The sequence below is a fragment of the Neorhizobium tomejilense genome, assembly GCF_964254135.1.
Taxonomy (GTDB): domain Bacteria; phylum Pseudomonadota; class Alphaproteobacteria; order Rhizobiales; family Rhizobiaceae; genus Neorhizobium; species Neorhizobium tomejilense.
The window spans coordinates 924,952-950,405 of record NZ_CAXUSO020000001.1; the positions used below are offsets into that span (position 1 = coordinate 924,952).

Annotated in this window: 23 protein-coding genes and 1 other annotated feature; of the genes, 11 read left to right on the forward strand and 12 right to left on the reverse strand. The window is 62.6% G+C overall.

What is annotated here, in order from left to right:
* Positions 1–47: 47 nt before the first annotated feature.
* Together purN and purM are read right to left on the reverse strand one after the other, a co-directional pair.
* Entirely contained in the window at positions 48–731 is a 684-nt protein-coding gene (gene purN, locus ACSQ3G_RS04840; protein WP_436109245.1) for a phosphoribosylglycinamide formyltransferase, read from the reverse strand.
* Entirely contained in the window at positions 728–1,801 is a 1,074-nt protein-coding gene (gene purM / locus ACSQ3G_RS04845) for a phosphoribosylformylglycinamidine cyclo-ligase (protein ID WP_436109246.1), read from the reverse strand. The genes purN and purM overlap by 4 nt, the downstream gene beginning before the upstream one ends.
* A gap of 178 nt (positions 1,802–1,979) precedes the next feature.
* Here purM and ACSQ3G_RS04850 point away from each other — a divergent pair, with 178 nt between their 5' ends.
* From ACSQ3G_RS04850 to ppx, 4 genes are all read left to right on the forward strand, one after another.
* A complete protein-coding gene (locus tag ACSQ3G_RS04850; protein WP_436109247.1) occupies positions 1,980–3,176 on the forward strand; it encodes an AI-2E family transporter in 1,197 nt (398 codons plus the stop codon).
* Positions 3,177–3,183: 7 nt separating this feature from the next.
* On the forward strand, positions 3,184–3,903 hold the full coding sequence (hdaA, locus tag ACSQ3G_RS04855) for a DnaA regulatory inactivator HdaA (RefSeq protein WP_046667833.1): 720 nt from the start codon (positions 3,184–3,186) through the stop codon (positions 3,901–3,903).
* Between the two features lie 68 nt (positions 3,904–3,971).
* Positions 3,972–6,173 (forward strand): RNA degradosome polyphosphate kinase, encoded by a 2,202-nt coding sequence (locus ACSQ3G_RS04860; protein ID WP_371411987.1) that lies wholly within the window; start codon positions 3,972–3,974, stop codon positions 6,171–6,173.
* 5 nt (positions 6,174–6,178) lie between these two features.
* A complete protein-coding gene (gene ppx / locus ACSQ3G_RS04865) occupies positions 6,179–7,699 on the forward strand; it encodes an exopolyphosphatase (protein WP_436109248.1) in 1,521 nt (506 codons plus the stop codon).
* A 47-nt stretch (positions 7,700–7,746) separates the two neighbouring features.
* Here ppx and ACSQ3G_RS04870 read toward each other — a convergent pair whose 3' ends face one another.
* The 3 genes from ACSQ3G_RS04870 to ACSQ3G_RS04880 all read right to left on the reverse strand — a co-directional run bounded on the left by ACSQ3G_RS04870 (position 7,747) and on the right by ACSQ3G_RS04880 (position 10,871).
* Positions 7,747–8,172 carry a hypothetical protein gene (locus ACSQ3G_RS04870; protein ID WP_436109249.1) on the reverse strand — a complete coding sequence of 142 codons (426 nt, stop codon included), beginning with the start codon at positions 8,170–8,172 and terminating at the stop codon, positions 7,747–7,749.
* Between the two features lie 256 nt (positions 8,173–8,428).
* A complete protein-coding gene (locus ACSQ3G_RS04875; protein WP_436109250.1) occupies positions 8,429–9,799 on the reverse strand; it encodes an esterase-like activity of phytase family protein in 1,371 nt (456 codons plus the stop codon).
* 127 nt (positions 9,800–9,926) lie between these two features.
* Positions 9,927–10,871, reverse strand: a complete 945-nt coding sequence (locus ACSQ3G_RS04880) for an AraC family transcriptional regulator (RefSeq protein ID WP_436109251.1) — start codon at positions 10,869–10,871, stop codon at positions 9,927–9,929.
* Here ACSQ3G_RS04880 and ACSQ3G_RS04885 point away from each other — a divergent pair.
* The gene (locus ACSQ3G_RS04885) at positions 10,870–11,277 is read left to right on the forward strand and encodes a DUF2000 family protein (RefSeq protein ID WP_436109252.1); all 408 of its coding nucleotides are present in this window, start codon (positions 10,870–10,872) and stop codon (positions 11,275–11,277) included. The genes ACSQ3G_RS04880 and ACSQ3G_RS04885 overlap by 2 nt on opposite strands.
* Here ACSQ3G_RS04885 and ACSQ3G_RS04890 read toward each other — a convergent pair.
* Positions 11,249–11,566 (reverse strand): hypothetical protein, encoded by a 318-nt coding sequence (locus ACSQ3G_RS04890; RefSeq protein ID WP_436109253.1) that lies wholly within the window; start codon positions 11,564–11,566, stop codon positions 11,249–11,251. The genes ACSQ3G_RS04885 and ACSQ3G_RS04890 overlap by 29 nt on opposite strands.
* 99 nt (positions 11,567–11,665) lie before the next feature.
* On the opposite strand from ACSQ3G_RS04890, the gene ACSQ3G_RS04895 reads away from it, so the two are divergent.
* A complete protein-coding gene (locus tag ACSQ3G_RS04895) occupies positions 11,666–11,911 on the forward strand; it encodes a FitA-like ribbon-helix-helix domain-containing protein (protein WP_046636509.1) in 246 nt (81 codons plus the stop codon).
* Entirely contained in the window at positions 11,908–12,327 is a 420-nt protein-coding gene (locus tag ACSQ3G_RS04900) for a type II toxin-antitoxin system VapC family toxin (protein WP_046636510.1), read from the forward strand. The genes ACSQ3G_RS04895 and ACSQ3G_RS04900 overlap by 4 nt, the downstream gene beginning before the upstream one ends.
* Here the strand turns inward: ACSQ3G_RS04900 and rnd are convergent.
* Both rnd and ACSQ3G_RS04910 read right to left on the reverse strand, forming a co-directional pair.
* Positions 12,324–13,469: a ribonuclease D gene (gene rnd / locus ACSQ3G_RS04905; protein WP_436109254.1), complete on the reverse strand. Its 1,146-nt coding sequence runs from the start codon at positions 13,467–13,469 to the stop codon at positions 12,324–12,326. The two genes, ACSQ3G_RS04900 and rnd, sit on opposite strands and share 4 nt — an antisense overlap.
* A 77-nt stretch (positions 13,470–13,546) precedes the next feature.
* Positions 13,547–14,794, reverse strand: coding sequence for an MFS transporter (locus ACSQ3G_RS04910; protein WP_436109255.1), 1,248 nt, complete (start codon positions 14,792–14,794; stop codon positions 13,547–13,549).
* A gap of 337 nt (positions 14,795–15,131) precedes the next feature.
* Here ACSQ3G_RS04910 and aspS point away from each other — a divergent pair, with 337 nt between their 5' ends.
* Positions 15,132–16,922 (forward strand): aspartate--tRNA ligase, encoded by a 1,791-nt coding sequence (aspS, locus tag ACSQ3G_RS04915; protein WP_436109256.1) that lies wholly within the window; start codon positions 15,132–15,134, stop codon positions 16,920–16,922.
* A gap of 69 nt (positions 16,923–16,991) precedes the next feature.
* Here the strand turns inward: aspS and ACSQ3G_RS04920 are convergent, their stop codons facing one another.
* On the reverse strand, positions 16,992–18,146 hold the full coding sequence (locus ACSQ3G_RS04920; protein WP_436109257.1) for a serine hydrolase domain-containing protein: 1,155 nt from the start codon (positions 18,144–18,146) through the stop codon (positions 16,992–16,994).
* A 244-nt stretch (positions 18,147–18,390) separates the two neighbouring features.
* On the opposite strand from ACSQ3G_RS04920, the gene ACSQ3G_RS04925 reads away from it, so the two are divergent.
* Complete coding sequence (locus ACSQ3G_RS04925) at positions 18,391–18,711, forward strand: DUF1236 domain-containing protein (protein WP_436109258.1); 321 nt, start codon at positions 18,391–18,393, stop codon at positions 18,709–18,711.
* A gap of 104 nt (positions 18,712–18,815) precedes the next feature.
* Positions 18,816–18,873: a sequence feature (sul1 is cis-regulatory element that is thought to sense ions involved in sulfur or methionine metabolism; They are found in Alphaproteobacteria), on the forward strand.
* An 80-nt stretch (positions 18,874–18,953) separates the two neighbouring features.
* Positions 18,954–20,441, forward strand: coding sequence for a SulP family inorganic anion transporter (locus ACSQ3G_RS04930; RefSeq protein ID WP_436109259.1), 1,488 nt, complete (start codon positions 18,954–18,956; stop codon positions 20,439–20,441).
* A 54-nt stretch (positions 20,442–20,495) separates the two neighbouring features.
* Here the strand turns inward: ACSQ3G_RS04930 and ACSQ3G_RS04935 are convergent, their stop codons facing one another.
* A complete protein-coding gene (locus tag ACSQ3G_RS04935) occupies positions 20,496–21,686 on the reverse strand; it encodes an aq_1923 C-terminal domain (protein ID WP_436109260.1) in 1,191 nt (396 codons plus the stop codon).
* 256 nt (positions 21,687–21,942) lie between these two features.
* On the opposite strand from ACSQ3G_RS04935, the gene parC reads away from it, so the two are divergent.
* Positions 21,943–24,225 carry a DNA topoisomerase IV subunit A gene (gene parC / locus ACSQ3G_RS04940; protein ID WP_436109261.1) on the forward strand — a complete coding sequence of 761 codons (2,283 nt, stop codon included), beginning with the start codon at positions 21,943–21,945 and terminating at the stop codon, positions 24,223–24,225.
* Here parC and ACSQ3G_RS04945 read toward each other — a convergent pair whose 3' ends face one another.
* Both ACSQ3G_RS04945 and ACSQ3G_RS04950 read right to left on the reverse strand, forming a co-directional pair.
* Positions 24,226–24,483 (reverse strand): AbrB/MazE/SpoVT family DNA-binding domain-containing protein, encoded by a 258-nt coding sequence (locus ACSQ3G_RS04945; RefSeq protein ID WP_436109262.1) that lies wholly within the window; start codon positions 24,481–24,483, stop codon positions 24,226–24,228.
* Positions 24,484–24,540: 57 nt separating this feature from the next.
* Positions 24,541–25,446 carry a DMT family transporter gene (locus ACSQ3G_RS04950; protein WP_436109263.1) on the reverse strand — a complete coding sequence of 302 codons (906 nt, stop codon included), beginning with the start codon at positions 25,444–25,446 and terminating at the stop codon, positions 24,541–24,543.
* Between the last annotated feature and the right edge of the window lie 8 nt (positions 25,447–25,454).

Sequence of the window (25,454 nt, forward strand, 5' to 3'; positions counted from 1 at the left end):
TACGTACAGAATGTAGGACGTTGGGCGCTCCGTGTCGAGTCCCGGCTCTACCTGCCCGCCGAGAAGATCCGCTGATCGGCGATATCGGTCTCAGTGCCGGGCGAGGTGATCGTCCGACTACCTTCCATCCGCACCTTGCCTTCCGCCAGCAGCTTCAGCGCCAGCGGGTAAAGTCTGTGTTCGACGGTCAGCACGCGGCCGGCCAGGGTCTCGGGGGTGTCGTCGGCAAGCACCGGGACGGCGCCCTGGGCGACGATCGGGCCTTCGTCCATGCCTTCGGTGACGAAATGCACGGTACAGCCGGCGATCTTCACGCCGGCCTCGATGGCGCGTTCATGTGTATGGAGGCCAGGGAAGAGCGGCAGAAGGGCAGGGTGGATGTTGAGGATGCTGCCTTCGTAGCGGCTGATGAATTCGGCCGAGAAAAGTCGCATGTAGCCGGCGAGGCAGAGTATGTCCGGCTGGACCTCGTCGAGGGCCGCGAGGATCGCCGCCTCGTGTTCGGCCTTGCCGGCGAACCCCTTGCGTTCGAAGACGAAGGTTTTGATGCCGCGCGCCTGCGCCTTCTCGATGCCGCCCGCCGAGGGCTTGTCGGAGAAGACTGCGACGATTTCCGCCGGGAAATCCGGTGCGGTGCAGGCATCGGCAAGCGCCAGCATGTTGGAGCCGCCGCCGGAGATGAATACGGCGACGCGCTTTCTGCGCGCCGTTTCAGCCGCGGGTGCGCTCATAGGCCGAGCGTGCCCTGGTAGATCACGCCGGGGCCGCCTTCGGCGCGTTCGACCATGCGACCGAGCGGCACGACGATCTCGCCCTCGCCGGTCAAGATATCGGCGACCGCCTGGGCGTTCTCGGGCGCGACCACGATGATCATGCCGATACCGCAGTTGAAAGTGCGCAGCATTTCCTTCGGCTCGACGCCGCCGGTTTTGGCGAGCCACGAGAAGACGGGCGGGACGGGAATGGAGTCGAGATCGATTTCGGCCGCAAGGTTCTTCGGCAGCACGCGCGGAATGTTTTCGGGGAAACCGCCGCCGGTGATGTGGGCAAGCGCCTTGAGGGCGCCGGTCTCGCGGATCGCCTTCAGGAGCGGCTTCACGTAGATGCGGGTCGGCGTCAGAAGCGCCTCACCCAGAGTCATGCCCTCACGGAAGGGAGAGGGTGCGTCCCAGGCGAGGCCCGAAAGCGTCACGATCTTGCGGACCAGCGAGAAGCCGTTCGAATGAACGCCGGAGGAGGTGAGGCCGAGAATGACGTCGCCGGAAGCAATATCGCCGACCGGCAGCAGCTGGCCGCGCTCGGCGGCACCGACCGCAAAACCCGCCAGATCGTAATCGCCGTCGGAATACATGCCGGGCATTTCGGCGGTCTCGCCGCCGATCAGCGCGCAGCCTGCTTCGCGGCAGCCGGCGGCAATGCCAGAAACGATTGCTGCACCCTGGTCCGGATCGAGCTTGCCGGTGGCGAAATAGTCGAGGAAGAGCAGCGGCTCGGCGCCCTGGACCACCAGATCGTTGACGCACATGGCAACGAGGTCGATGCCGACCGTGTCGTGGAAATCGGCGTCGATGGCGATCTTCAGCTTGGTGCCGACGCCGTCATTGGCGGCAACGAGGATCGGATCGGTGAAGCCTGCGGCCTTCAGATCGAAGAGGCCGCCGAAGCCGCCGATTTCGCCGTCTGCGCCGGGCCGGCGGGTCGAGCGCACTGCCGGCTTGATCTTCTCGACCATGAGGTTGCCCGCGTCGATATCGACGCCGGCATCGCTATAGGTGAGACCGTTCTTGCCCGCCTCGCTCATCGTTCATCTCCAATGATCATTGTAGCGGCCCGCAATTGCACGACATCGCGCCGGATGCAAGCGTTGGACGCGGTTTTGAAGGCTTTTCACAGGTCTTGCTGCACCGCTTCCAAACCCTTGACCTGGGTTACGGGCTTCCCTATCCCTTTTTCGCCCGGGCAATTCAGAGGAAGCGGCGATGGCATATCATATCAGCGGCGCGAGCCTGAAGCGCTACATCTTCTTCTGGGTCGGCGTTCTCATCGTCTTCGTGGTGTTTCTCTGGTTCTTCCGTTCGATCCTGCTGCCTTTCGTGGCCGGCATGGCGCTCGCCTACTTCCTCGATCCGGTGGCTGACTGGCTGGAAAGACGGGGCTTGAGCCGGCTGATGGCGACGGTGGTGATCCTCGTCTGTTTCGTGCTGGTCTTCGCGCTGTCGCTGATGTTGGTGATCCCGATCATCATCAACCAGTTCACCGAGTTCGCCGCCGCCCTGCCGGGCTATATCTCCCAGCTGCAGCAGATCATATCGAGCCCGGAAAGCTCGTTCCTGCCACATTGGATCAGCGCCCAGATCGAGACGGTCAAGCAGAATTTCTCCGAAGTGCTAAGCCAGGGTGCCGGTTTCGTCGGCTCGCTGCTCGCCCAGATCTGGAATTCCGGCAAGGCGATCATCGACGTCGTGTCGCTCTTGATCGTCACGCCTGTCGTCGCCTTCTATATCCTGCTCGACTGGGACCGGATGGTCGCCAAGGTGGATAGCTGGGTGCCGCGCGACCAGGTGGCGACGGTGCGCGAGATCGCCCGGGAGATGGATGAATCGGTCGCCGGTTTCATTCGCGGCCAGGGCTCGCTCTGCCTCATCCTCGGCATCTTCTACGCGGTCGGCCTGTCGGTTGTCGGGCTCAATTTCGGGCTTCTGATTGGCTTCGTCGCCGGCATGATCAGCTTCATTCCCTATATCGGCTCGCTGATCGGCCTGGTGCTCTCGGTCGGCGTGGCGCTGGTGCAGTTCTGGCCGGACTATCCGTGGATCCTCGCCGTCGCCGGCGTTTTCTTCGTCGGCCAGTTCCTCGAGGGCAACATCCTGCAGCCGAAGCTGGTCGGCGAAAGCGTCGGCCTGCATCCGGTCTGGCTGATGTTCGCCCTGTTCGCCTTCGGTGCCATATTCGGCTTCGTCGGCTTGCTGATCGCGGTGCCGGCCGCCGCGGTGGTCGGCGTGCTTGTCCGTTTCGTGCTGTCGCGGTATCTTGACAGCGACATCTATTTCGGGCGAGCGGCGGAACTCCCCTGGGAAGAGGCCGAGCGGTCGCATGTGCTGGAACACGGCGAAAATGCTGGGCAGATAACCGGCCCGAATGACCCTCACGCGAATGACTCTCAGAAGAGCATTTGAAGGACCAATGACCGAGACGAGCGAGCGCGAGCGGCGCAGACAAGAGCAGTTGCCGCTGCAATTCACCCATGATGCGGCGAGAACCCGGGACGACCTCCTGGTGTCCGAACGCCTGGCTGCGGCCGTGGCGATCGTCGACGAATGGCCGGCCTGGCCATCGCCGGTCGTCGTGCTGGCGGGTCCGGTGGGGTCGGGAAAATCGCACCTGGCGCATATCTGGCGGGAAAAGGCGGGGGCGGCCGAGATCCATCCCGTCGCCGGCTCGAATGCCGCGGCGGTTGCCGCAGCGGGTCCGGTCCTGTTCGAGGATGCCGAACGCCGAGGATTCGACGAAACCGAACTTTTCCACGTCATCAACAGCGTGCGCGAGAACGGCCATAGCCTGCTGATGACCTCGCGCCTCTGGCCGGTCTCCTGGGGCGTCACCCTGCCGGACCTCAAATCTCGGCTGAAGGCGGCGACCGTGGTGGAAATCGGCGAGCCGGACGAGGACCTGCTGGCCCAGGTGATCGTAAAACTGTTCGCCGATCGCCAGCTTTATATCGACGACAAACTGGTGGGCTACATCGTCAACCGCATGGAACGGTCGCTCGGTGCGGCGCAGACGATCGTCGAGCGGCTGGACCGCCTGGCGCTGGCGCGCGGCACGCGGATAACCCGCCCGCTGGCCGCGGAAGTGCTGAACGATTTTGGGAATTCCGGAACCGGGGCGGGCGCCGACGATTGACTGTGACAATTCCCTCGTCAAACTGTAGTCGGCCCTGATGGTTGGCATGACCAAGGGTTAGCATTGGGATGGATGAGATGGATTCGATCACGACTGAAACGCGCGAACCTGGTCTGGAAGCGGCCAATACCGATTTCGACCTGATGACCAGTCCGGACCGGTTCATCAATCGTGAATTCTCCTGGCTGCAGTTCAACCGCCGCGTCCTTGAGGAAACGCTGAATACCGCCCATCCGCTTCTGGAGCGGGTCCGCTTCCTGTCGATCTCGGCGGCCAATCTCGATGAATTCTTCATGGTGCGCGTCGCCGGCCTCGAAGGGCAGGTGCGGCAGGGCATCGTCATCCGCTCGCCGGACGGCAAGACGCCGGCCGAACAGCTCGACAATATCCTGCAGGAGATCGACAACCTGCAGATGGAGCAGCAGGCCTCGCTCGCCGTGCTGCAGCAGTATCTCGCCAAGGAAGACATCCTGATCGTCAGGCCTGCGGCGCTCTCGGCCGAGGATCGCAACTGGCTGGCGAACTCTTTCGACGACGAGCTTTTCCCGGTCCTGACGCCGCTGTCGATCGACCCGGCCCATCCGTTCCCGTTCATCCCCAACCTCGGCTTCTCGATGGGCCTACAGCTGCACAGCAAGCACGGCAAGGAGCCGATGACCGGGCTCTTGCGCTTGCCGACCACGCTCGACCGCTTCATCCGCCTGCCGGACCTCAACAACGCGATCCGCTATATTACGCTGGAGGATGTGGTCGGCATGTTTACCGACCGGCTCTTCCCCGGTTACGAGGTGAAGGGAGCCGGCACGTTCCGCATCATCCGCGACAGCGATATCGAAGTCGAGGAAGAGGCCGAAGATCTGGTGCGCTTCTTCGAGACGGCGCTGAAGCGCCGCCGCCGCGGCAAGGTCATCCGCATCGAGACCGATTCGGAAATGCCGGCGTCGCTCCGCCAGTTCGTGGTGCAGGAACTCGGCGTGCCGGAAAACCGCGTCGCGGTTCTGCCGGGCCTTCTGGCGCTCAACACCATGTCGGAGATCACCAAGGCGCCGCGCGACGACTTGCGCTTCGAGACCCACAATGCCCGATTTCCCGAGCGGGTCCGCGAACACGCCGGCGACTGCCTCGCAGCAATCCGCGAAAAGGACATGGTGGTCCATCACCCTTACGAGTCCTTTGACGTGGTTGTGCAGTTTCTTCTGCAGGCGGCGCGCGACCCGGACGTGCTCGCCATCAAGCAGACGCTCTACCGCACCTCGAACGACAGCCCGATCGTCCGAGCGCTGATCGACGCGGCCGAGGCCGGCAAGTCGGTGACGGCGCTGGTCGAGCTCAAGGCCCGGTTCGACGAAGAGGCGAACATCCGCTGGGCGCGAGACCTGGAGCGCGCCGGCGTGCAGGTCGTCTTCGGTTTCATCGAACTGAAGACCCATGCCAAGATGTCGATGGTGGTGCGCCGCGAGGACGGCAAGCTCAGGACCTATTGCCATCTCGGCACCGGCAACTACCACCCGATCACCGCCAAGATCTATACGGACCTGTCCTTCTTCACCTGCAACCCGAAGATCGCCCACGACATGGCGAACATCTTCAACTTCATCACCGGTTACGGCGAGCCGGCCGAGAGCATGAAGCTGGCGGTCTCGCCCTATACGCTCCGGCCGCGCATCCTGCGCCATATCGAGGAGGAGATCTGCCACGCCCAGGAAGGCAAGCCGGCGGCAATCTGGATGAAGATGAACTCGCTGGTCGATCCGGAGATCATCGATGCGCTTTATCGCGCCAGCCGCGCCGGCGTCGATATCGATCTCGTCGTGCGCGGCATCTGCTGCCTGCGCCCGCGGGTGGCCGGCCTTTCCGACAATATCCGCGTCAAGTCGATCGTCGGCCGCTTCCTGGAGCACAGCCGCATCTTCTGCTTCGGCAACGGTTTCGGTCTGCCGTCGGACAAGGCGCTCGTCTATATCGGCTCCGCCGACATGATGCCGCGCAACCTCGATCGCCGGGTCGAGACGCTGGTGCCGCTCCTCAATCCGACTGTGCACGAGCAGGTTTTATCCCAGATCATGCTCGGCAACCTGATTGACAACCAGCAGAGCTACGAGATATTGGCCGACGGCACGTCGCGACGCATGGAAGTGCGCAAGGGCGAGGAACCTTTTAACGCGCAGCACTATTTCATGACCAATCCGAGCCTCTCGGGGCGCGGTGAAGCCCTGAAGTCGAGTGCTCCGAAACTTATCGCCGGCCTTGTGTCGGGACGCAAGAAATAGGCAATATGGTACGATCAGAAGCCCAGGGGCGCCTTCCGGGGATCGCTCCTGTCTCCGTCATCGACATCGGCTCGAACTCCGTCCGCGTCGTTATCTACGAAGGCCTGTCCCGCGCGCCGACCGTCCTCTTCAACGAGAAGGTGCTGTGCGGCCTCGGCAAGGGACTGGGTTCGAACGGGCGCATGGACGACGAGGGCGTCGAGCGTGCCCTGTTGTCGCTGAAGCGTTTTCGCGCGCTTTCCACCCAGGCCCGCGCCACCGAAGTCTATGTGCTGGCGACCGCCGCTGCCCGCGAAGCGTCCAACGGGCCGGATTTCATCCGCCAGGCGGAGGAGATCCTCGGCCAGCAGGTCCAGCTTCTGTCCGGCGAGGAGGAGGCGCGGTATTCGGCACTCGGCGTCATCAGTGGTTTCCATGATCCCGACGGCATTGCCGGCGACCTCGGCGGCGGCTCGCTGGAACTGATCGACATCAAGGGCACGGAGTTCGGCAAGGGCATCACCCTGCCGCTGGGGGGCCTGCGGCTGTCGGAATCCTCCGGCAATTCGCTTTCCAAGGCGCGCACCTTCGCCCGCAAGCAGGTGAACACCGCGCGGTTCCTGGAAAACGGCGCGGGCCGCACTTTCTATGCCGTCGGCGGAACCTGGCGCAACATCGCCAAGCTGCATATGGAAATGAGCAAGTATCCGCTGCACATGATGCAGGGCTATGAACTGTCTCTCGAGGATATGCAGAAATTCCTCGACGAGGTGATTGCGGCCAAGGACAGCAAGGACCCCGCCTGGCAGGCCGTCTCCAAGAGCCGCCGTTCGCTGCTGCCCTTCGGTGCGATCGCCATGCAGGAAGTCCTGGCGGTGATGAAGCCCGCCAGGGTGAGCTTTTCGGCGCAGGGCGTTCGCGAAGGTTATCTCTATTCGCTGCTTTCCGACGAAGAGAAGGCAGGCGATCCGCTACTGGTTGCCGCCGACCAGCTCGCAATCCTGCGCGCCCGATCGCCCGAACACGCCCGCGAGCTTGCCGACTGGACCGGCCGCATGGTGCCGGCCTTCGGGATCGTCGAGACGGAAGAGGAAAGCCGCTATCGCCAGGCCGCCTGCCTGCTTGCCGATATCAGCTGGCGTGCCCATCCGGATTATCGCGGCCTGCAGGCGCTGAACCTGATTGCCCACTCCTCCTTCGTCGGCATCACCCATGCCGGCCGCGCCTATCTGGCGCTTGCCAACTACTACCGTTTCGAAGGCCTGCACGACGACGGCGAAACCGGCCCGCTTGCGACGATCGCGACGCCCCGCCTGCTCGATCTTGCAAAGCTGCTCGGCGGTCTGCTCCGGGTCGTCTATCTCTTCTCGGCCTCGATGCCGGGCCTCGTCCACCACCTGACCTTCCGCGTGTCTTCCGAGCCGGATCTCGACCTCGAATTCGTCGTCCCCTCCGCCTACCGCGATTTTGCCGGCGAGCGCCTGGACGGCCGTCTGCAACAGCTGGCGAGGCTGACGGGCAAACGGCTGGCGTTCCGGTTCGAGTAGGGCGGGCTCGCGGGGAGGGCCGGAGAGCGGCTGGTTTGCGGCAGGAGCTAGGCCTTGACCATGGGAAGCTTCGGGGCTGGTCTAGCGAAAACGGCTCTAACAGTCCGCTTCGAGCCGTTGCCAAAATCCATAACCATGACCATCACGAGTTGTTCGCCACGAAGGGCGAAAACAACATCGAAAGCCTTGTTGCTGTAGATCGTGCCGGGCCGCATTTTCCAACGCCCTTGGCCGCTGGCGAAGCGTGCAGGACCGTTTCGACCCGTCTGCACTGTCGCAGACCAACCGTTGTTTGCGCTGACGACAAGAACTGTGCCCTGCTTGACGATTCCAATAAAACAAGTTGCGCACGATCCAGCATCGGATGAAATCTGCTGCCATCGGCCGGAAAGCAGGGCTTCCTCCGACCTCACTTCCCGTGAAAACACCAAGGCAAAGATAGCAAACGAAATCAGCTTAAAAATAAGGCTCACATCTCTCTCCGCACAACTAACGACCTCAGCGGCTGGGGACGCCGCTTCCGGGATTGTCAGTGCCCGTATCCGGGTCAAACCGCTTGGCCTCGGGACTTGATTCCGGTCTTGGCAAAATGCGACACAGGGTGGTTGCTAATCAAGGGGTGCAACGTAGATTTGCGGTCAATCCTTTCATGCTGTGGATTGAATGCGCCCAAACGAAAAGAGCGCCCGGCTTTCACCGGACGCTCTTCGCTTTTGGGACGTCTGCTGCTTACTTCGCAGCCAGAAACTCACCGACTTCGAGCACGCTGAACTCGTTGTTGTCGGCCTTGTCGACGGCGCGGCCGGCGGAGAAGGGCAGGTTGTTGTCGTTGCCGATGATGATGTGGGTGGCGTCGATGACGTCGACGTTCTCGATCGTCACGAACGGCATGTCGTAGACGCCGGCGACGCTGCCGGCCTTCTTCTTGTTGTCCGGGTCCTGGATGTTCATCAGGTCGATATAGCCGATCTTGCGGGCTGCCTTGCCGACATTGGCGTCGTTGAACTCGATCTTGTAGACGCGCTTGTGCTTGGCCGGTGCGTTGAAGCAGGTCGGCTCGGGCTTCGCCGGATCGGCGCAGGGCTTGTCGGCGGTGCCGGCACCGTTGTCGCGTTCGATGACGAGAGCGGTGGTCGCGTCGACCATGTTGAAGTCGCCGATCGCCTCGCCGCCCTTGGAGAGCGGGTAGAGCCACGAGCGGCCGGTCCATTTCTTCGAGGCGACGTCGAACTCGATGACGCGCAGGGCCGTCAGCCCCTCTGCGTCTTCGACCTTGCCGTCTTCCTTGTAGAGCGGTCCTTCGAGCAGGCCGTAGAGCTTGGCTCCGTCCTTGGACATAGCAAGGCCTTCATAACCGCCGGAACGCTTCACGTTGAAGACCGGTGGCTTGGCGACCGGGTTCGCCTGCAGCTGGACGAGCGGGCTGTCGGGAGACGTGACCGGCTTGCCGTCGACCGTGGTCGTGATGACGTCGGTCAGGCGGCCCTGCATGTCGACCTTGATCAGGTAGGGGCCGAATTCGTCGCCAAGCCAGAAGCCGTCTGCGACCGGCTGGATCGATTCGATGTCGAAATCGGCGCCGGTGAGGTAACGGGTCTCCGAAGCTTCCGTGACGATCGGGAACGGCGCGATCTTGTTGGGGTCGGAGAGGAAGACGTTCTTGACGACTTCGGCCTTGTTGGCGGCCCAGTCGAATTTCATCTGGTGCAGGAACAGCATGGAGTCGGAGGAATTGCTCTTGCCGCCGAAACCGTTGTCCGACAGCGTCCAGAACGTGCCGTCAGCCATGGTCTTGATGCCGGAGAAACCCTGGATCGGCTGGCCGTCGAGCGGCAGCTTGACGTCCGTCACGCGGGCGCCGTCCTTGCCCGGCAGGGTGCCAAGGGCTTCGGTGCGTTTGCGGTCGGCGGTGGTGAACTTGCCGGAGGTCTTGAGGAACGCCGGTGCATCGGCCGGAGCCGCAACGACCGTGTTGGCAGGAAGGATCGCCTGGCCGGTGAGCTTGGCCGGGAAAACCTTGTCGTCGGCGGAAGCGGAGCCGCCGATCAGCGCGGCGAACGCGCCAATCATTACGGGGGCGGCGAGCAGAAATTTGGTCATGGGATCACCTGTTGGTTGGCGTGTCAAAGACGCCAACCGGTTAAGGCGAGTGCGTGACGGTGAGGTGATGGAAGATTGACGCTTCGATGAAGCTTTGATGACTGAAATTTCACAAAGGCCGGCGGCCTCAGGCGCTCCTGCTGAGCGCCACCCAGCGCCCGGGCGTCATGCCGAATGTCTTCTTGAAATGACGGGTGAAATGCGCCTGATCGGCAAAGCCCGTACCGACTGCGACATCCGCCAGGCTGCCGCCTTCCGACAGCATGATCTTTGCCCGATCGAGCCGGCGCATGACGAGGTAGCGGTGCGGGCTCGTTCCCAGAAGTTTCCGGAACTGCCTTGCGGTCGTGTAGCGGTCGAAGCCGCTCACCTCCTCAAGTTCCTCGGAAGAAACCGTGCGGCCCGAATTCGCCTGCAGGTAATCGCGGCAGCGCAGAACCGCCTGTTGCGCGCGCGGCGTGCCCGGCGCACCACCCTTGCCGTCCGCATGGCGCCAGAGGCTTGTTGCCATGCGGCCGATCAGGTCGTCGAGCAGCAGGTCCTGCGGCTCGGCCGCCAGATCGTCCAGGGCTTCGACAAGACACCGCCGGAATTCCGCATCCGCTATGATGGGATCCGGCACGAAGGGCAGGCCGCGCGCACCGCCGGCCGCCTCGATCAGCCGCTCCGGCGGCAGGTAGAGCATGCGGTAGCGCAGCCCGGCGTCGGTGCCGGCCGCCCCGTCATGCACCTCGTCCGGATGCAGCACGATGACATTGCCGGGCAGGCTGACGCGGGCGGCACCGCGATACTGGAAGGTCTGCACGCCGGAAAGCGTCATCCCGATCGCGTAGGTGTCGTGGCGATGCGGCTCGAAACCAAGCCCGTGGAACCGTGCCTCGATCCGCTCGATGCCACGCGAGGAGGGCGCCTGGACGATGCCATCAGGCGCGCACCCTGCGCTGCCGTAAGGGGCGCCTCTTGCGCTGCCGCCAGACGTGGTTGCGGCGCTGCACGAACGTTCAAGACCCGCGGCATCGGCTGCCGCTATCTCGTCAGTTCTCGCATAACCTTCGACGGAGTTGTTTTTCATGTTCGATACCAAGATCGCGATCGTGCTTCGCGATGACCTCGCCCCCTGGCAGGAGCTCAACGTGACCGCGTTTCTGACGAGCGGCATCATCGCGCAAAATCCCGCGATCATTGGTGAAGCATATCGGGATGCGGCGGGTCATGTCTACAATCCGATGAGTATCCAGCCGATCGTGGTGCTGACTGCCGACCAGGAGACGCTGCGCACCATCCACCGGCGCTCGCTGGAGCGCGACGTGACGACGTCGGCCTATATCGAGGAAATGTTCTCGACCGGGCATGACGTGGCCAACCGCGAGGTTTTTGCGCAGTTTGCGCCGGAGGATGCGAAACTGGTCGGCATCGCGCTCAGGGCCGAAAAGAAGATCGTCGACAAGATTACCAAAGGCTCGAAAATGCATAACTGACTGCGAAGAACATAGTCTTCGGAATGACCCAGAGCGCGGCGATCGGCGTGGTCGAGGCCACGACATAGGCAGTGATGCTCAACAGCAAATAGTTGATCCAGGCAATTGACCGCGAGGTTACGAGACCTGCGAGGGCGACGAGCAGGTTGGCGGCGCAGATCACCCGGGTGATCGGGCGGATCCAGAGCGGCGAAAAGGCTCCAGGGCCTGCCGCTTCGATGAGAAGGACGAGCAACAGCGAGAGCAGGACGACGACGGCGATCAGGACATTCGGTGTCGGATAGCGCATTGGTCGCTCCGGACTTGGGGCATGGTGGGCTCGCGTTGAAAAGCGTCTGCCAAATGGATATCATAGGAAAACAAGCAATATCTGATCGGAGGTGAGCTGATGAATGCAATCACCATACGAAACCTGTCCGACGAAGCCAGCCGTGCATTGGAAGCTCGCGCGGTTAGAAATGGAACGACTGCGGAAGCCGAAATCGAGCAGATTCTGGAGGAAGTGCTGGTGTCGAAGGAGCCGGCGATAGGGCTGGGGACGGCGTTACGGCAACTCGGGGAGAAATACGGCGGCCTGGACGACGTTGATTTTTCCCGGGATCAAGCCCCGGCAAGGGGCGTATCGTTTGAATGATCATCCTCGATACCAATGTAATTTCAGAAGCGGCGAAGCTCGGAATTAATTCGGATGTGGAAACCTGGCTCAATATCCAGCCAGTGAACATGCTATATGCGACCGCCATAAGCTTGGCTGAAATCTCTCTCGGCATCGAGAAGCTGCCGGATGGGCGCCGGAAGAATGAACTTCGCCACGATATGGAGCAGATTTTTGGCCGTTATTTCGGGCCGCGCATCTTGCCATTCGACCGAGAGGCCGCCGTTGCATACGGCCGGTTGGTTGCTCTGGCGCGAGCCAACGGTAAAACAATCTTGATGGCAGACGGTCAGATCGCCGCGATAGCCCAGGTCCACAGCTTCGCCGTCGCCACTCGAGATACAGCGCCGTTCGAAGCGGCGGGCATTCCGGTCATCAATCCCTGGAAGCTCTAAAGCTCCACCGCCTCGACCTTCTTGTTGACGAAGCGCAGGGCTACGCCACCGCTGATCAGTTTCAAGGCGGTTTCGCCGAAAAGGTCGCGGCGCCAGCCGTGCAAGGCTCCGACATTGGCGGCCTCGCCTTCGGCGGCGATCCGTTCGAGATCGTCGGTATTGGCGATGATCTTGGCGGCGACGCCCTGCTTGTCGGAAATCAGCTTCAGGAGAACCTTGAGCAGCTCGACCGCAGCGGCGGTGCCTTCCGGGACATGCACGTGTTTCGGCGCATGCGGCATCTCGGTCTTCGGCAGGGCAAGTGCTGCATTGACCGCCTCGATGATGGCGGTGCCGGAGGCGGATCGCTCCCAGCCTTTCGGAATGGTGCGGAGCCGCGACATGGCTTCCACATCCTTCGGCTGCTGCTGGGCGATCTCGTAGATCGCGTCATCCTTCAGCACGCGGGAACGCGGCACATTGCGGCTGCGTGCTTCGCGCTCGCGCCAGGCGGCGACGAATTTCAGGACGGCGAGCTCGGTCGGCTTGCGCAGCCGCGACTTGAGGCGGGCCCAGGCGTCGTCCGGATGCAGGTCATAGGTGCCGGGCGATTCCAGCACGGCCATTTCCTCGGTCAGCCACAGCGCCCGGCCTTCCCGTTCGAGCTGGGCCTTGAGGAACAGATAGACGTCACGCAGATGGGTGACGTCCGCCAGCGCATATTCGAGCTGCTTGTCGGAGAGCGGCCGGCGGCTCCAGTCGGTGAAGCGCGACGACTTGTCGATATGGACGTCCTTGATGCGGCTGACGAGCTGATCGTAGGAGACCGAATCCCCGAAGCCGCAGACCATGGCGGCGACCTGGGTGTCGAAGATCGGATGCGGCACCAGATTGCCGAGATGGTGGATGATTTCGATATCCTGGCGGGCCGCGTGAAACACCTTGGTGACGGCGGGATTGGCCATCAGCTCGAAGAAGGGTTTCAGGCTCAGCCCCTTGGCGAGCGGATCGACGAGAACTTCCACGGTCGGGCTCGCCATCTGGATGAGGCACAGCTCGGGCCAGAAGGTCGTTTCCCTGAGGAACTCGGTGTCGATAGTGATGAAGTCCGATTGGGCCAGCTGGATGCAGGCTTCTTCGAGTGCGGCGGTCGTTAGGATCATCGTTTCATTCACGTGAGGGTGATCAACCTTCCTTCTCCTTCCCGCCGCATATGTCAATACGGAACGGTGTCTAACCTTTACTCCCGCTCGTCTTTATCGGGTCTATCGGGCGGGCCGGCGAGCCGGTTGAAATAAGCCGACGTCCGGAGCAATGCCCGGAAGCGCCAGGAACGCTCCGACGGGGGCACGGAGGCACGCGCCCGCATCCGCCTCAACGTGAAGATCATGAAGCCAAGGAAGATGAACGAGGTGTAGGCGAAAAAGGCGCGCGGCCCCCAGTATTGCAGCAGGATCGAGGCGAGCAGCGGCCCGATCGTCGCTCCGACCGACCAGTAGAACAGCAGGCCGGCCGAAACCAGCGCATGCTCGCCGGGCTTGGCGTAATCGTTGCCATGCGCCGAGCACAGCGAATAGAGCGGCATCGAAAAGGCGCCGAACAGGAAGACGCTGACGATATTGGCCGTCTCGCTGGTGCCGGCACCGAAGGAGAGGTAGGCGCCGGTGACGATCGAGCCGATCGTCGTCCACAGGATGACGCGGCGCCGGTCGAGCCTGTCGGAATAGATGCCGAGCGGATATTGCAGCACTACGCCGCCGACGATGCCGGCGCTCATGAAGGTGGCGATCGAGGTTATGCTCATGCCGATCTCTGCCGCGTAGATCGGCCCGATATTGCGGAAGGCCGCCATCGACAGGCCGACCGAAATGACGCCCACGACCGCGAGCGGCGAAATCCGCCAGACCGCCTTGAGATCGAAGGCGATCGTTTCCGGCGGCGCCGGGCTCGACTTGTCGGCGATCGAGATCGGCACCAGCGACAGGATCAGCGCGATTGTGATGATGTTGAAGATGATCGGGCCTTCGATGCCGACGGTCGGGATGATGTATTGCGCCACCGTCACCGAGCCGAGATCGACGAAACGGTAGATGGAGAGCGTGCGCGCCCGGTTGGCATTGGTGACCTTGGCGTTGATCCAGCTCTCGACCGTCGCAAACAGGCTGGCGACCGCGATGCCGGTCACGAAGCGCATCGCGAACCAGAAGGTCGGGTCGACGATCATCGACATGCCGATCGAAGCGGACGCGGTGACTGCCGCCATCGCCGAGAAGGTGCGGATATGGCCGATCTGCCTGAGCAGCCGCGTCACGTACATGCAGCCGACGGCGAAGCCGATGCTGTACCCCGCGCCGATCACGCCGATGGTCGAGGGCGAAAAGCCCTCAGTCGTGCCGCGCAGCGCGATATAGGTGCCCTGCAACCCGTTGCCGCCGATCAGGATGCCTGCGGTAACGAGGAGGGGGATCAGCGGACGGATATGGCTCATCGGGAGGGCTTTGCACGGGAATCGGGAGAGACGCTGGATGGCTCTACCCGTTTTATATCCCGAACCATCGGCAGGGCCAGCGATAAGCGACACGCCTGGTCTTTCTAATGTGAGCGCCTCATGGAGAGGGCGATGCGCGGCCTGTTCGGAACCGCCTCGGCGTCCTGACTTGCTGCCCGGCATCCCTCCGATCGTTCACGGCGTTTTGGGGCTAAGGTCGGTTCTGCCTTGACAAAGCATGTCCATCATGCGCTTTTCCCGCCGATTTTCCATAAAGCCGGCAGGCCGTGCCATGCACGCCGAAAGACCGCAAAACCTACCAGTCCAGGATACTGAAATGCACCGTTACCGCAGCCATACCTGTGCCGCCCTCAAGAAGTCCGACGTCGGATCGACCGTCCGCCTGTCCGGCTGGGTGCATCGCGTGCGAGATCACGGCGGCGTGCTGTTCATCGACCTTCGCGACCATTACGGCATGACCCAGGTCGTCGCCGATCCGGACAGCCCCGCCTTCAAGACCGCCGAGATCGTCCGCGGCGAATGGGTGATCCGCATCGACGGCCTCGTCAAGGCGCGCTCGGAAGACACCGTCAACAAGGGCATGGCGACCGGCGAGATCGAACTCTACGCCCAGGAGATCGAAGTGCTCTCCGCCGCCAAGGAACTGCCGCTGCCGGTGTTCGGCGAGCCGGACTATCCGGAGGACGTGCGCCTCAAGTACCGCTTCCTCGATCTGCGCCGCGAAACCCTGCACCGGAACATCGTCAAGCGCACCCAGATCATTTCCGACATGCGCCGCCGCATGGGCGAGATCGGTTTCGCCGAATATTCGACGCCGATCCTGACGGCATCCTCGCCGGAAGGCGCGCGCGACTTCCTGGTGCCGAGCCGCATCCATGAAGGCAAGTTCTTCGCGCTGCCGCAGGCGCCGCAGCAGTACAAGCAGCTCTTGATGGTCGCCGGCTTCGACCGTTATTTCCAGATCGCGCCGTGCTTCCGCGATGAAGACCCGCGCGCCGACCGCCTGCCGGGCGAGTTCTACCAGCTCGACCTGGAAATGAGCTTCGTCACCCAGGAAGACGTCTGGAACACGATGGGTCCTGTGATGACCGGCGTGTTCGAACAGTTCGCCGAAGGCAAGCCTGTCACCAAGGACTGGCCGCGCATTCCCTACGACGTGGCGATCCGCAAATATGGTTCCGACAAGCCGGACCTGCGCAACCCGATCGAGATGCAGGCCGTCACCGAACATTTCGCCGGCTCCGGCTTCAAGGTGTTCGCCGGCATGATTGCCGCCAACCCCAAGGTCGAAGTCTGGGCGATCCCGGCCAAGACCGGCGGTAGCCGCGCATTCTGCGACCGCATGAACGCCTGGGCGCAGTCGACCGGCCAGCCGGGCCTCGGCTACATCTTCTGGCGCAAGGAAGGCGACAAGCTCGAAGGCGCCGGCCCGCTCGCCAAGAACATCGGCGAAGAGCGCACCGAAGCGATCCGCACCCAGCTCGGCCTCGATGACGGCGACGCCTGCTTCTTCGTCGCCGGCGACCCGGCCAAGTTCTACAAGTTCGCAGGCGAAGCCCGCACCCGCGCCGGCGAGGAACTGAACCTCGTCGACCGCGACCGTTTCGACATGTGCTGGATCGTCGACTTCCCGTTCTACGAATGGAGCGAGGAAGAAAAGAAACTCGATTTCGCCCACAACCCCTTCTCCATGCCGCAGGGCGGCATCGAGGCGCTGGAAAACCAGGATCCGCTGACGATCAAGGCATTCCAGTATGACGCGGTGTGCAACGGCTTCGAAATCGCTTCAGGTTCGATCCGCAACCAGTCGCCGGAACTGATGGTCAAGGCCTTTGAAAAGGTCGGCCTCAGCCAGTCGGATGTCGAGGATCGGTTCGGCGGCATGTACCGCGCGTTCCAGTACGGCGCGCCTCCGCATGGCGGTGCTGCTTTCGGCATCGACCGTATCGTCATGCTGCTCGTCGGCGCCAAGAACCTGCGCGAAGTGACGCTGTTCCCGATGAACCAGCAGGCCCAGGACTTGCTTATGGGCGCCCCGTCGCCGGCGACGCCGCAGCAGCTGCGCGAACTCGCCATCCGCGTCATGCCGACGCCGAAGAAGGACTGAGTTTTCCAGCGAACAAAAAAGCCCGGCCAAGCGCCGGGCTTTCTGATTCAATCTGCGAGGATGACCGGCCTAAAGGTCGGCGGCGACGGCTTTTTTAAGGTCCAGCGTGAATTGCCCCCACATGCCTTCGAGTGTCGTGTTGGTCAGCCCCACCAGCGTGATTTTCTTCGCCAGGTCCACGAACCAGTGGTGGCCGTAGACGCCGCCCCATTGCAGCGAACCGGGCGAAACCGGCAGTCCTGCCTTTGCCGGATCGAGCACGATCGCCCAGCCGAAACCGAATCCGAAGCCCGGCCGCGTCGGCTCCAGCAGATCGCCGATCTGGTTGGTCGTCATCTGCCGGACTGTCTTTTCCGACAGCAGCGGCGCGCCGCCCTTTCGGATGGTTTCGAGCACGGTCAGCACGTCGGAGGCGGTCCCGGCCATGCCGCCGCCGCCGGAATGGAAAGAGGCGGGGTTGAAGATCCGGTCCGGCGCGAACGTCACCGATCCGTCGAGCGCACGGACCTTTTCCGTCTCGCCCATGCGCTTCGGTTCGGGTGAACCATCGACGTAAGGCGCTGCGAGCCGGCTGCGGTCGGTAACGGTGAAGCCGGTATCGGAAAGGCCGAGCGGCCGCATGACCAGCTCGGCGACGGCCTCGCCGAGGCGTTTGCCGGTCTCCTTTTCGATGACGCCGCCGATCACGTCCATTGAGACCGAATATCGCCAGCCGGTGCCGGGGGCGAAGAGCAGCGGCACCGAGGCGATGCGGCGGAGGTTCTCTTCCAGCGAGAGGCCCGGCTGATCGACGCCATCCGACACGCCGGCCCGGACATAGGGACCATCTTCCAGGTGAAAACAATAGCTGAGGCCGGAGGTGTGGGTGAGGAGATGCCGGATGAGGATCGCCGGTTCGGACCCGTCTTCGAGCCGCGGCCGGAAATCCGGCAGCCATTTAGTCACCGGATCGTCGAGGCCGATGCCGCCCTGTTCGATCAGCCGCATGGCGGTGATGGTGACGATCGGCTTGGTTATCGAGGCCAGGCGGAAGATCGTGTCCTCGCTGGCCTTCAGGCCCGCTTCCCGGTCCGCCAATCCAGCGGCGCGGCGGTAGACGATCTCGCCATCCCTGGCGACCATTACCACGGTGCCGACGAGCCGCCTGGCGGCGAGGGCATCGTCGATCACCGCGTCGATGGTGGGGCAGAATATCCGGGTCGATGGTTGGATTGGCAAATTCATGGCGCAAAACCTCCGCTAAAAGACAACGTTATCTAGGATCGCCTCGGAGAGGGACGATCCTATGAGCGATAAAACATCTGCCTGTGCCTGATTGCCGGTCCCTGCCTCGCCACCGCAATGGTGTCGATCGAGCCCGCCTGGGGCGTCAGGATGCCGTCCTGGCGTCCCGTGCGTCAAGCGAATAGGGGAACCATATCCGCGCCGTTGTGTTGTTAGAACAGCAGAAGCACAGGGAGAAAAAGACATGCGCAAGACCCTACTGGCCGCGTCGGCGGTCCTGATCTCACTCTCGGGCGCGGCTTACGCCCAGACGACGATCGTCACCCAGGATCCGGTCACGACCAATTCGACGGTCGTCCTGCCCGGCGAAGTCCGCACCTATGTCATGGAGCAGAGCGTTCCATCTATCTCCTATGAGGGAGAGGTCGCTGTCGGCGCCGCGCTGCCGGAGACGGTAGAAGTGCGCAGGGTCGAGGGTTACGACGATTATGCCTACACGGTCGTCAACGATCGGCGCGTTATCGTCAATCCGCAGACCCGGACCGTCATCCAGGTTCTGGAATAATTTCCATCCGGCTCTTTTCGAGCACAAGAACCCGGCGAGCGATCGCCGGGTTTTCTGTTCGTGACATTGCGCCGCAGCATCCGACCCTCTATGGTTCGCCATCACAAGGACTCGGGTGTGACTCCCGGGTGGCTCTTCCGGCCGCCGATCCGCCGGACAACGCAAAGCATCAGCCCCATTTACGTCTGGTCACACCTGGATAATCCTCCCGGCGGATGCGACTTTTTTGCGAACTTTTCCTCATGAACAGAATTTCAGCTTACCGCCGCGAATGGTTTTCCAATATTCGCGGCGACGTCCTCTCCGGCATCGTCGTGGCGCTGGCGCTCATTCCGGAAGCCGTTGGGTTTTCGGTCATCGCCGGCGTCGATCCCAAGGTCGGCCTGTTTGCCTCGGTGGCAATCGCCTGCGTCACCGCGCTGACCGGCGGCCGCCCGGCGATGATTTCGGCGGCGACCGCAGCGACTGCCGTGCTGATGGGGCCGCTGGTTCGCGACTACGGCATCCAGTATCTGTTTGCGGCGACGATCCTGATGGGGCTGCTGCAGATCCTCGCCGGCTTCCTGAAGCTCGGGCGTCTGATGCGTTTCGTATCGCGCTCGGTGATGACCGGTTTCGTCAATTCGCTGGCGATCCTGATCTTCGTCGCCCAAATCCCGCAGCTCATCAACGTTCCGAACGTGACCTATGTGCTGATCGCCGTGGCGCTTGCTGTCATCTACCTGTTCCCTTACGTGACGAAGGTGGTCCCGTCGCCGCTGGTCGCAATCATCGTGGTCACGGTCGTGGCACTGGTCTTCGGCATCAACGCCCGCACCGTCGCCGATCTCGGGGAAATGCCGACCGCGCTGCCTGCCTTGGGCTGGCCGCAGGTGCCGCTGACCTTCGAAACCCTGCAGATCATCTTTCCCTATTCGGTCGCGCTTGCCGCCGTCGGCCTCCTGGAATCCCTGCTGACGGCCCAGATCGTCGATGACATGACGGATACGACCAGCAGCAAGAGCCAGGAGTGTTTCGGCCAGGGCTCCGGCAATATCGTTGCGGCGCTGTTCGGCGGCATGGGCGGCTGCGCGATGATCGGTCAGTCCGTGATCAACGTTAAGTCGGGCGGGCGGGGGCGGCTGTCGACCTTCGTCGCCGGCGCTTTCCTGCTGGTGCTGTTGCTCGTGCTCGACGACGTGTTGAGGGTGGTGCCGGTGGCGGCACTCGTGGCGGTAATGATCATGGTCTCGATCGGCACTTTCTCATGGAAGTCCGTGGTCGATCTCAAGCGCCATCCGGGAACCTCGTCGATCGTCATGCTGGCGACCGTCGCGACCGTTCTCGCCACCCAGGACCTGTCGAAGGGCGTTCTGGTCGGCGTCCTGCTCTCCGGCATCTTCTTCGCCGGCAAGGTGGCGCGGCTCTTCCGCGTCCGCTCGGAGCTCTCTTCGGACGGTCGTGTCCGGACCTATCGTGTGGAGGGACAGATCTTCTTCGCCTCCGCCGAGAGCCTGCTGAAGTCCTTCGATTTCGAGGAGCCGGTGGCGACCGTGCTGATCGACGTAGGCGACGCGCATCTCTGGGATATTTCCGCGGTCGGCGCGCTGGACGACATCGTCCTCAAATACCGTCGTCGAGGTGTGGACGTGACCGTGCGGGGGGCCAACGAGGCGAGCGCCGGCATGATCGACCGCTTCGCACTCCATGACAAAGACCATGCCTCGATGTCGAGTTCCCAGGCCCATTAAAGGAAAAGCCCCAGCGATTTCTCGCCGGGGCTTTTCGAATCACTGTCGCCGGCCTCAGTCGTTGGCGGTGACCTTGACGCCAAGGACCTTCGGCAGCGTGTTTGGTGCGCCCATCGCGGCACCCATGATCATCGGGAAGGGGACGGCACTGGCCGGTTCCGCAGTGATCGTGAAGCTGCCCGGTTTGTCGAGATAGGTGTTGACCGCAGCGCTGACCATGTTCTGCAGTTCCGGCACGTTGTATTGCGCCAGCATCAGCGGCGTCATGCCCTTCAGCATCTGCGCCATGGCTTCGCCCGTGGTGCCCTGGCTCTTGCCGGCATAGTCGAGCGCCTTCTTGGTGATGCCGGCGTCTTCGAAGCGGATCTCGGCGCTGTTGAAGGTGAGGCGCTGCATCAGGCCGAGCATCGCAAGGCCTGCGGCCTGCTGGGCTTCTTCCTTGTTCGGATTGGATTCCATCGCCTTGGCCGTTTCATTCGCCGACTTGATGAAGTCGAGCGTGTAGCCGGACATGCTGAAGGCGAGGTTGAGGCGACCGACCTTGGCGAAATCGAGCGCGTATTCATCGATGTCGAGCGTGCCGTCCTTGAGGGTCCAGGCGCCGGACATGGCGACCTTGCCGTCAAGCGAGGTGATGCCGAGCTGCTGCAGCGTGTCCTTGGCCTGCGCATCATCGACGAGGCTGAGGTCGCTCTTGATGCCGTTGGCCTGGAGGTCGAAGCCGATGGAGGAATTGTCGTCGGCGACCTCCGTCGTGACGTTCACCTCGTCGACTGAGAAAGCCGGCTTGCCGTCGACGGTGGCGGTCATCTTGCCGACATGCGCCTCGTCATAGAGCAGGATTGCCTCAAGGTTGTCGCCGCCCGGATTGCCCGGAACGGTGAGGCCGCTGATCGAGATGTCCGAGGCAGTGAAGGTAGTCTTGTCCTGGGTGGCGTTGACGTTGTCGAACGTGACCGTCTCGGCCGTGTAGCCGCCATTATCCTCTTCGACGCCCTCGAACTTGACGGTGCCGAGTGGCAGGCTCTGCTTGCCGGCCTGGATCAGGATTTTGGCATTGGTGAGCGTGACGTCCGAACCGCTGACGGTGGCCTTCTCCGCCGAGAAGCCGGCGCCGCCCTGGACCGAGAGCGCACTGTTGATCTTGGCGACGAGATCGTTGCCGTCGAGCGCAAACGCCGGGCCGGCGAAAGTCGAAAGCGCTGCGCCGGCGAGCAGAAGCCGGGCCTTGGTGGAGTATTGCATCGGATTTCCTCCTGGCGGGCAATGATCCGGCCCGCGTTTCGTTTTGGGTTTGTTGGTAGTTCGGCTACTGGTTCGCGCACCTTATAGGCACGCCGGGTAAAAGGTTTATGGCTTTGTTCCACATTCCTTTCGTCAAAATTGCGGCTGACGATTCAGGGTAAACCAAACGCTGATTTGAGCTTCTGAAATGCCTTCATCCACAGGCTGTCGCCCGGTCTTTCTTGCCGAGAATCAGGCTTTCCGCTAGTCAAGGCCCATGGGAAAAAATCTGACACCACCCGGCGGCGACGGCGGCGACAACATCCTGCCGGTCGATCTGAAAGCAGCGCTCGAAGAGCGTTACCTCGCCTATGCGCTTTCCACAATCATGCATCGTGCGTTACCGGACGTGCGCGACGGCCTGAAACCTGTCCACCGCCGCATCGTCTATGCGATGAGCGAGATGGGCCTGCGTCCCAATGCAGCCTTCCGCAAATGCGCCAAGATCGTCGGCGAGGTGATGGGTAACTTCCATCCGCACGGCGACCAGTCGATCTACGATGCGCTGGCGCGCCTTGCACAGGATTTCTCCCAGCGCTATCCGCTCGTCAACGGCCAGGGCAATTTCGGCAATATCGACGGCGATAGCCCTGCCGCGATGCGTTACACCGAGAGTAAGATGACGGCGGTTTCCGAACTGCTGCTCGAAGGCATCGACCAGGACGCGGTGGATTTCCGCGATACCTACGACGAATCGAATTCGGAACCGGTCGTATTGCCCGGCGCCTTCCCGAACCTGCTGGCCAACGGCACGTCGGGCATTGCGGTCGGCATGGCGACTTCGATCCCACCGCACAATGTTCACGAACTCTGCGATGCCGCGCTGCACCTGATCAAGAATCCGGCCGCGACCATCGAGGACCTGATGGCGGATCCGGCTGAACCGGCCAAGGGCGGCATCGAAGGCCCCGATCTGCCGACCGGCGGCATCATCATCGACAGCCGACAGTCGATCGTCGAGGCCTACAAGACTGGTCGCGGCGGTTTTCGCGTCCGCGCCCGCTGGGTCATCGAGGATCTCGGCCGTGGCGGCTACCAGATCGTGGTCACCGAAATTCCGTTCCAGGTGCAGAAATCGCGCCTGATCGAAAAGATCGCCGAACTGCTGCTCGCCCGCAAGCTGCCGCTGCTCGAAGATGTTCGCGACGAATCGGCCGAAGACGTTCGCGTCGTTCTCGTGCCGAAGAGCCGCACGGTGGATGCGACCCTGCTGATGGAATCGCTGTTCAAGCTGTCCGAGCTGGAAACCCGCCTGCCGCTCAACATGAACGTGCTCTCCATGGGCCGGGTGCCCAAGGTGATGGCGCTCAATGAGGTGCTGCTGGAATGGCTGGCGCACCGCCGCGACGTGCTGGTGCGCCGCTCTCGTTTCCGGCTGGCGGCGATCGACCGGCGCCTGGAAATCCTCGGCGGCCTCTTGATCGCCTACCTCAACATCGACGAGGTAATCCGCATCATCCGCGAGGAAGACGAACCGAAGCCCGTCATGATGGAGCGCTGGTCGCTCTCCGACATCCAGGTCGAGGCGATCCTCAACATGCGGCTGCGCGCCTTGCGCAAGCTCGAAGAGTTCGAGATCCGCACCGAGCACGAGAACCTCACCAAGGAGAAGGCGGATATCGAATCGCTGCTCGCCTCCGAGGACAAGCAGTGGCGGGTGATCGAGCACGAGATCCAGGACGTCCGCAAGAATTTCGCCAAGGGCCGCGGCAAACCGTACGCGCGACTGACGACCTTCGCCGATGCGCCGGATGCCGATATCGACGCGATCAACCAGTCGATGATCGAGAAGGAGCCGATCACCGTCGTCGTCTCGCAGAAAGGCTGGATCCGCGCCCTGAAGGGACACATGTCGGATACCTCGACGCTGACCTTCAAGGAAGGCGATGGGCCGAAGATCGCGTTTACAGCGCAGACGACCGACAAGCTGCTGCTCGTCACGACGGGCGGCAAGGCCTATACACTCGGCGCTGACAAATTGCCGGGCGGCCGCGGCCATGGCGAGCCGATCCGCATCATCGTCGACATGGAGAACGACCAGGACATCCTGACCGCCTTCGTCCACGATCCACAGCGCAAGCTGATCGTCGCCTCCACCGCCGGCAACGGCTTTATCGTCGCCGAGAGCGAGATGATCGCCAATACCCGCAAGGGCAAGCAGATCATGAACGTTGCCATGCCCGATGAGACGAAGCTGGTCGTGCCGGTCTCGGGCGATCATGTCGCGGTCGTCGGCGAGAACCGCAAGCTGCTGGTCTTCCCGCTATCGCAGCTGCCGGAAATGACCCGCGGCAAGGGCGTGCGCCTGCAGCGCTACAAGGACGGCGGCATTTCCGACATCCGCTGCTTTACCATGGCCGACGGCCTTTCCTGGGAAGACAGCGCCGGCCGCTCCTTCACCCGCAACAAGGACGAGCTGCTGGAATGGATCGCCGACCGCGCCACCGCCGGCCGCGCCGTTCCGAAGGGCTTTCCGCGGAGCGGGAAGTTCGCTGGGTGATCAGCTTTTGGCGAGTGCGCTGAGGGCTACGTGATACTTCCTCATCGCCATCTTGGCGGCGAGGAGCTGACGCTGGAAATCCTCATCCGATACTGTCTTGGGATCGAAAAGCTCGATCCCAGTATCGTCGACATGAAGCTCCAAGACCTGACCTTCTTTCCAGCCGAGGCGGTCGAGAACGTCCTGCGGCAGGATAATGCCGTGGTCTTCACCGATCTTTTGAATAGTGATCTTCTGAACAGTGCTTTTCGTGCTCATACTCAGCCACCTATAGTAGTGCTGAAACACTACCACAGGCAAAAGCGCTCGCGAATATCAAATCGGTTGCGAGGCCGCCGCCCTGGCTCGCATCCTCTCCACCCGCCGCATCTGCCATGCCGAATAACCGATCAGCGCAAGCACGAGGATTGAGCCGCCCAAGAGCGTGCGAGAGGACGGGATCTCGGAAAAGATCAGCCAGACCCAGATCGGCGCGAGGATGGTTTCGAGCAGGTAGAACATGCCGACCTCGGGGCCGGAGAGATATTTCGGGCCGGTCGCCAGGCACCAGAAGGCGAGCGGCATCATGATCGCGCCGTCGAACATCACCCAGACGGGGTCTGCGACCGAAAAGCCGCCCGTGCCGGCAAGGGAGGATGCGGCGACGAAGGAAAGCCCGATCGTTGCCGGAATGATGGTCGCGACCAGCGGCACGAAACCCATGTCGATACGCGCCACCCGGCTGAGCGTGATCGCCAAAGCCAGCAGGAAAGAGGCCGTTGCCGCCAGGATGTCGCCGAGGAGATGGCCGCCCGCGAGGCCACCCGAGACGATCAGGCCGACGCCCAGAAACATCACCAGCATGGTGACGAGCGTCGAAGGCGAGGGACGTTCCTTGAGGACCAGCCAGCCGAGAATGGCGGCATACATCGGTGTGAAGGCGACGATGAAGACGACGTTGGCGGTGGCCGTATTGAAGACAGCGCCGAGGAACGCGATCGTCGAAATGCCGTAGCAGAACCCGGCGGCAAGCCCTGCCTTGCAGGGGATCAGCACCGGGCGGGTCGCACCGAAGCGCCGGACGAGCAGCCACAGGATGATGGCGGCGGCGAAGGTCGCGGTGCTGCGCAGCGCAACCGTCGACCACATCTCGCCATGCCCGAGCCGCACGAGCGGCACGTCGAAGGAGAGCGCAAGGCCGCCGATTGCGGTGAGCACGAGGCCCTTTTTATGATCGTTCATGGGATGAT